We start from the raw sequence: 7160 nt of genomic DNA, 5'->3' as shown, positions 1-7160 counted from the left end.
CACCATTAGTGCCAGTAGCATTCTTACTGCCGCCCTTACCGCCGCCACCGGCCTGGCAGAGCCACAGATGCACACTACGCACACCCTCAGGGCGTACCCAGTGAAACGCATTATCCTTATGAGAACGCCTCTCCGGGAGACGAGAACTCGCTACAGGCTCCATCCACTTTAACCCCCTATTGTGCTTTACAGACGGCCAATCATTATGCCCGGAAGCTGGGGAAGAGCACGTCCACTCCTCCCAAACCTCACCGAAAGTGCAGGCCTGGATAACCCTCGACCACGGAGAAAAACTGTAGTTTTTTAGATCAAGATACTCTATTCTTTCGAGCTCTATACTGTTGCACCACAGCTGCACCCCAAAACAGTGCTCGTTGTAGTGGAGTTTCTTCCCGTTGATATGCACATAGTTTGCTTTAGTATTGAACGCCTGATTAGCGACCTGATGCGTCTCATCGCCAATAGCTACACCGAAGGTGCGTCGGTTCAAATACACACTGATAAAGATGTGGTGGAAAGGAACATCACAGTCCCCAATGATAGTGTCAGAAAACGGTGCGGTAACCGTCTGTTTAATACCTCCCGATCCGGTAATAGACACTGTTGTCTTACCATCAGCAACCGTGACAGAAACCGACTCATTACTACCAGGATCCCCGATCTGGAGACTAGCCCCAGGAGTAGCCCATAACCCCAGCTGGAACTTACAACCACCAGACGTCTCATTAGGAGCAGAAATAGTGACATCGCTAGCGTGCGTATCGTCCAACTGCGACATGAGACGCAACAACGCCAACGGCAGCCCATTAACCTTTGGGGCAGCAGGACGAACAACCTTACGCGTGTGATAACTCATAGATACATCCCAGCCAGCATCACAGACATGCCGATATACTCGCCCACAACAGACTTCACCTGCACATCAATCACATCACCAGCGTTCATCGCGATACTCTTACGTGAGAATGCGCCGCGCAGCGTATTCTCCCCCGTAATAGTCAAAGATTCCTTCTCTTTGCCATTCACGAAAAGCCCCAAAGTCAACGTAGGGGCACCCTCCCCCTCCAACTGTGCCACAGCACCGACACGAACAATCATGTCCGTAATAAGCCCATTGAAGCTCTTCACGATACCAAGCGGGGTATCGTGAAACCCGGATACACGGTAGACGATGACGTATAAATCTCCGCATCCCAATAGCCAAGGTTCTTGCCCGTTAGTGCGTTCGCCATGCGGTTGAACGCTGTTGCAAACGCATCCGCTACCTGCCCGGCAGCGCCAGCAGCACCCTGCATAACCCCATTCATGCCGTCAGTAACAATCTGGACAATCTCACAGCAATCTTCGCAATATCCGCCGCATTCTTTGACACCAGCGCACTAACCTTGCTGATCTCCGCATCAACATAGGCCGTCAGCTCGCCCGGATCATAACCATCGCCAAGATCAGCGATAGCCTTATCCACCTTCGACTGAGCCTCCGTAAGCCGCTTATCGAAACCCCCAAGAAGCTCCGCAAACGGCTTATAATCACGCTTCATCTTCTGACGATAAGAAAACAGGATGCTCGATTCCGTCATCCGCTGCAACGCAGGCAACCCCGAAACACCACCTGAGGGATCTGCAAAAACCCCGTACTCTGGTCGTTTATCGAGAGCTTTAGAGTCACTGAGCGACGGCTGCTCCTCAGGGGACTGTGGTGCTGTCATTGCGCCTCCCCCACATGGATTTGCGGGGCGGCGTCATCATCACGCACCCACCGCAACAACTCTGCATCAAACACCTTCCGCCCCTCCACAGCGTCCAAAATATGCTCAGCAAACTGCTGAGCAACCATCGCCGGCATGATCAGTGGCGCTGACTGTGCAACATCAGGATGCACAACCGCCCTATACAGCCGTTTCTTCTCTTCGTCTGACAACATGACTAGACAACTCCCAAATTCCTTGCGGCCTTATACAGCTTTCCCGTATCCCTAAACAACCGGTCCAACGGCATCTCGTTCACAGTAGGATCCCCGAGCGTTGGGATCCATACAGGCGGCTTATACGGCTCATGCTGGAACGTCAACGATTGCACCTGATGCACAACCACCTTCCCGCCCCGATACGGCACCTCCGCACCAATACGCGAACCAAGCGCAAAATGCCCCTGCCCCCGATCCCCCACCACATAAGGCGCACCGTCCCCAATATCAATCTCAACCGCATCACGATCACGCGACTGGTAGAACCCGCGCGCTAACGCAAGCCCCATAGACAACGTGTACGACTTACCCGGTGCAGGGAGGAATTCTTCTTCGCGCGGGTTCCATCCTGCTTGTCGTGCCCTGGTGGGGGATTTTATTGTGGCGAAGGCGAGGAAGACGTCGGAGTAGATGTCTTTGAGGAGGCTGTCTGCGATGTCTCCTAGGGTGTCGAGGCCGGGGACGATGGCGCCTAGGACGTTCCCTACGAATTTGATCGGTAGCCCGATAAGCTCGTTTACGCCTGGTGCGGAGTGGCCTCCCGTGACCATTTGGATTGCTCCGGCTGTTTGGCGTGTGTAGGTGGTTTTCTTCAGCCCGTACTTGTGGCGGTAGATGACGTAGGGGGCTTTTTTGTGGGTGAAAAGGAATGTGCCTTTTCGGGAGTATTCGGGTGGGTTGACCGGGTTTGCGACTGTGCCAATAACGGAGTCGATGGCGTTTTCTGTGTAGGTTTGCACGGTGCGGACTAGCCCGGTGAGGAGGTTTCCTCCTAGTACTGTTTCCCCTAGTGCGGTGGAGACGTCTTCGATGTCCCAGAAGCATTGCCCGTTCCGCGCTTTGACGCACCCTGGGTAGGGCATGGGGTCGCCTTTGAGCCAGCGTCGGTATGAGACTTTATACCCGTGTTCTGACGCTAGTTCGAGAAGATCGAAGAGAGTGTCGAAGCGGGAGGAGATGACGACCCAGGGCCCACCGGAGGTGAGAAGCGGCTTCGGCATGCAGACGTTTGGCCATTCCCAGGGGGTGATTCCTTCTACCCATGTTGTGGGGTCCAAGGGGTCGTCTGGGATATTCCAGAGGTTTCCCGAGAGTCGGAGGAATTGGCAGAAAAATGTGAGCGGGATAGCCCAGTCAATAGGGGCGAAAAGCGTCCAATACTTGGGGGCTTGCACGGTTGCTGGGAGGAAGGGGTTAGGCCATATGGAGACGTACTTCAGCTGCTCCATGTCATCATTGAACATGGCCGTGAAGACGCTCTTTTCGCTGTCGATAGTGTAGGTGTCCAAGCGACCAGACCAGCGGATACCATTCTTATCGACAGTAAGGAATACACTCCTGCCGGTGTCACCGTCTACCGTGTCCATGATCCATTGCGCGAGGTGATCATCGGGGCGTAGCGACAAACTAGCCGTGCCGATGTCGTTGATCTTTAGCGTGCAGGACAGGGCGAGGTAGTCTTTCACGGTGCCTGCGAGGATCCATTGGGCGTCCCATAGGCGGACGAGAGGGCGACTGTAGCGGCTTGCCTCACGCTCTTCCCTCTCCGTAAGGCATTGCGTGTATACCGCTTTCAGGTTGTCGGGTAGTGCCATGGTTTAGGCCTCCATCCCCCATGGGCGTGAATACTCTACCGGGAGCACAAGCCCCACCTGCTGATTCTGCATCGATGGGATGACATTGTATGTTGCTTTCAGCAGTCGCCCAATTGTTCCTGCGGTAATGGCTGCCACGGCCTCCACAACAACGTTGTCTACAAACGTTTTCGCCGTCTCTAGCCCCTGCATAATGTAGCCTGCAAGAGTATTTTCCGTAAGCTGCGCTAACTCCGTATCGCTTACCCCGTCCATGATCCCGGAGAGCGCCTTCGCTGTCTCCACGATCAACCGATGATCTATACGGGTAGGCAGTCCCAGACTCGCCATAATGTCATCAGCAAAGGGGAATGGGTTCATGATGATGGGCAGCTCGTAACTCTCAGTGTGCGGTGGGAGCGGGTAGAGAAAATGATCCGGCACGGTCGCAAGCCACATAGGATGCCCGGCGCATACTGCTTCCTCCACTCCGGGGCGGGTATCGACGAGAACGTTTTGCCCTGGCATTTGGAAGGGCATGGTGACGTAGTGCTCTTTGTTGTGTTCAATGTCGATGTCGGGGAGAACAACGCTGGTTGCGCCCTGTAGTACCCATTGTGGCCATAGTGGGCGGTCTCCTGGATTGCTGACAGTGATCGTGTCGTAAAAGTTTCTCCCATTAAAGGTCCAGGTGAGTTCCTTTTTCTCACCCTGCCACATGGGGTTCCCGGCTCGGAGCGTGTAAATGCACTTGACGATCCCTCGAGTAGCGGGGTCTTCTTTATTGTCGACGTTAGGTTTGTCGAATAGTCGGCATTTGAGTGTGCGAGTGCCGGACTCTGTGGTGACGCTGATAGTAGAATCATGGAGTTCTGAGAAGGATTGCCGGAAGGCGTCCTCTGTAGCTCTCCATGAAGCACCTAGGGCATCATCGACGACCCCGAATGGGAGTGTGAGATCCCGCGGAGGGTAGTCGACGCTGATAGGGCGTGCTCCCACAGAGTTTGTTGTGCTCTGCCACACGGGTTTAATGTCCGCGTCCAACAATCCGACGGGCTCTTGGAGGAGATAGACGCCCTCGTCTCCCTCTTTGGTCCCGTATACATGGAATGTTTTTTCCCCATCCCAGGATGTGATCGAGACATCGTAGGTCATAGTAGCGCTCCCATTCCATGTGCTCTTGCTGTGCTTATGCCGTTGAATTTGGTGTATGCGGTTTGAGGATCGTAGGTGTTGAAAATGAAGGTGTCTCCTCCCGCTCCCCGCTGGATACTCTTCGTTAATGCTCCTCCGCCGATCTGTTGAGGAAGTGCAGATGACACCGCCGACAGCGCCGCCCCGGTCTCCGGGAGATGGTCGGAGAGCATCTCTTGTAGCGTGGGGACACCTCCGTTGAGAGTGTCGACACCCGCATGCATCATCCGGGAGCCTGCCATAGCGACCTGCGATGCTCCCTCTCCCGCCAAATCAGCGGCCATGGGCGTAAACATGTCCACCGTGTCAGCGGCCAGCCCTGAGCCAATATCGATAGCGCTACCAGCGATACCAGAAGCGCCCGAGATGACCGCGCCGATTGGTGCGCCAACAACTGGGATAGCACCCAGAGCGCTGCCCACCATGTTGCCGCCCGTGCTCACGCCGGCTCCCAGGGCTTTACCGCCCTCGCGCAACGCGCCGCTGGCAAGCTTTCCTCCCGCTGTCACGACACCAGAGGCGATCTGTGCGGCAGCCTGCGGGGCAACAGAGTCATACACGTTGAGCGCCAGGTTTGCGGGGGCAGCCCGTAAGCCCCGCTCATCGAGCGGCACACCCTGATTCATCTGATTCAGCACAGCCTCATTCCCCGCCGCCGCCGTCTTCGACATGATCATCTCACCGGTCTGGGCGGTAATGATCTGATCATCCCCGGAAACGTCCACGCCCGCCTTTTTCAGCATCGCCTTAAGCTTCGGGTTCGGCTTCACTTTCCCGCCCTGCTCGTAGTGCTTCATTTGCCCCCACAGCATCTCTAGTGAGGCGTTATCCGAGTCCATAATCTTGAGCCCTGCAACAATGTTCGCCAACGGGTGGTAAATCTGGCGGGGTAGCTCAGAATCCACGTTGGAGAAGAACTCCTGCGGGGTAAGACCCATAAGGCCATGAACAGTGGCGTCCTTGAATTCCTTCTCTTTAGGATCGCCCGGGGCTTTCGGCTTCCGCGGCTTCGCAACCGGCTTCCCGTTCTTATCCTTGCCTCCGTTTTTCTCCCACTCGGCAAGCTTCGACTCATAGACACGCATCCTATCCGCATAGTCCGCCCGGTTGTCCGCAAAGTCCGCCTGCTGCTCCTTCTCCTCCTCAGTGAGAGGTGCGGGCGCAGAATAATTCGTATTCCCCTTCGACCGCTTCTGGATTTCGGCCAGCACGTTATCAACCATGGCCGTCGACATGCCCAGCCACTCCAACGCTGCCAGAGCCGTTGTGCGCCACTGCTGCGCCCCTGCACCCGCAACACTACGCGGTGTGGTAGCAAAACCATACTGGCCGCTATTTCGTCACGTGACGGCTCATAGGTGCGCCCCGCCATCTGATCTACAGCAGCACCGCTACCAGCAGCACTACCAACCCCATTTTTCGCCAACCCGGCAAGCTGCAACACAGCATTCACCAGCGGCGGCATGCGATCCTCAATACCGAAGACACTTAAGATATCGGCGACCTGGCCAGTGACACCAGCGCTGATCACATCCTTGATAGCGCCCGTGATCGTCCCACTAGACCCCACCGTCGTGCCAGAGGACTTGAAGAGGCCAGGCAAGGCAGACGCCCCACCCGCATCCTGGATAGCCTTCTTCAGCTCATCTCCCTCAAGAAGATTTCCCTTATCGTCGAGGAGCTGCTCAGGAAGATTCTGCACACCCGCCAAGATAGCCAATGGGTTTGAGGCGGGCATCACAAAAGACTGGTTCAACCCGCCCAACACATGGCCACCCAGAACACCCCCTTTACCTGGCACCATCGTCGCCACAGTGCCATCCGGCAGTACAGCCTCCACCACACTGCCCTTAGCACCGTTCAGTGTGAAATTGATTGCCAGCTTGCCCTTAGACCACGGACCCGGTCGAGCCCCCAACGTCTGCAGATAGGCCGGCAGCTGCTCTACGCTCGGCACCTCACCAAACGGAGCCAGCCCAGCCGCCCGGCGCGCCAGAGCAATAGGCATGGCGAGGTTATCGCCCCATCCACGCCCACCATAGACGTATTTGTCCCCATTGATGGTGGGCATCCCATAGACGCCGGTAGCGAAACCGGTGAGGTCGAAGCGGCTGGCCGTGTCTTTGAGGGTGGAGCCGATTTCTAGCGGCTTTTTGCCGACCATGCCGCCGGTAGCATAGCCGGGGAGTTTCGGGAACGTGCCATTGTTAATCTCGGTCAGTTCGCGGTGATACTTTTCCGACATGGAGCGGCGGGTAACGTGCTCTCCTGCGTCTACGCGGGCGATGGGTGAGCCAGCGGCATCTACGCCGAGGAATCCGTCGCGGCGTTCCGTGCCGGGCCCAGAGGTAGGGAGGAAACCACCAGTAGAGAAACCGAGGATACCGCCGAGGAAATGGCCCTTCACATCCTTGTGTTTCGTGGTGA

Annotated in this window: 9 protein-coding genes; all 9 read right to left on the bottom strand. The window is 56.2% G+C overall.

The features are described from left to right. The coding region (locus tag QZV76_RS06875; RefSeq protein ID WP_290599254.1) for a hypothetical protein at nucleotides 1–856 on the bottom strand (856 nt) is incomplete at its 3' end. Continuing rightward, entirely contained in the window at nucleotides 853–1128 is a 276-nt protein-coding gene (locus tag QZV76_RS06870) for a hypothetical protein (RefSeq protein ID WP_290599252.1), read from the bottom strand. The genes QZV76_RS06870 and QZV76_RS06875, both read right to left, overlap by 4 nt. Next, nucleotides 1125–1307: a hypothetical protein gene (locus tag QZV76_RS06865; RefSeq protein ID WP_290599250.1), complete on the bottom strand. Its 183-nt coding sequence runs from the start codon at nucleotides 1305–1307 to the stop codon at nucleotides 1125–1127. Before QZV76_RS06865 ends, QZV76_RS06870 begins: the two co-directional genes overlap by 4 nt. Beyond that, entirely contained in the window at nucleotides 1304–1540 is a 237-nt protein-coding gene (locus QZV76_RS06860; protein ID WP_290599249.1) for a hypothetical protein, read from the bottom strand. The genes QZV76_RS06865 and QZV76_RS06860 overlap by 4 nt, the downstream gene beginning before the upstream one ends. Before the next feature lie 164 nt (nucleotides 1541–1704). After that, on the bottom strand, nucleotides 1705–1923 hold the full coding sequence (locus tag QZV76_RS06855) for a hypothetical protein (RefSeq protein ID WP_290599247.1): 219 nt from the start codon (nucleotides 1921–1923) through the stop codon (nucleotides 1705–1707). Nucleotides 1924–1925: 2 nt separating this feature from the next. Then, entirely contained in the window at nucleotides 1926–3560 is a 1635-nt protein-coding gene (locus tag QZV76_RS06850; RefSeq protein ID WP_290599246.1) for a hypothetical protein, read from the bottom strand. 3 nt (nucleotides 3561–3563) lie between these two features. Beyond that, nucleotides 3564–4694 carry a hypothetical protein gene (locus QZV76_RS06845; protein ID WP_290599244.1) on the bottom strand — a complete coding sequence of 377 codons (1131 nt, stop codon included), beginning with the start codon at nucleotides 4692–4694 and terminating at the stop codon, nucleotides 3564–3566. Then, nucleotides 4691–5638: a hypothetical protein gene (locus QZV76_RS06840; protein WP_290599243.1), complete on the bottom strand. Its 948-nt coding sequence runs from the start codon at nucleotides 5636–5638 to the stop codon at nucleotides 4691–4693. Before QZV76_RS06840 ends, QZV76_RS06845 begins: the two co-directional genes overlap by 4 nt. Next, on the bottom strand, nucleotides 5548–7160 hold a 1613-nt coding region (locus QZV76_RS06835; RefSeq protein ID WP_290599241.1), incomplete at its 5' end, for a hypothetical protein. The genes QZV76_RS06840 and QZV76_RS06835, both read right to left, overlap by 91 nt.

Source organism: Lawsonella sp. (assembly GCF_011525565.1).
Lineage (GTDB): Bacteria > Actinomycetota > Actinomycetes > Mycobacteriales > Mycobacteriaceae > Lawsonella > Lawsonella clevelandensis_A.
The sequence above is the reverse complement of the archived record's forward strand: the minus strand, read 5'-3'. Positions and strand labels throughout refer to the sequence as shown.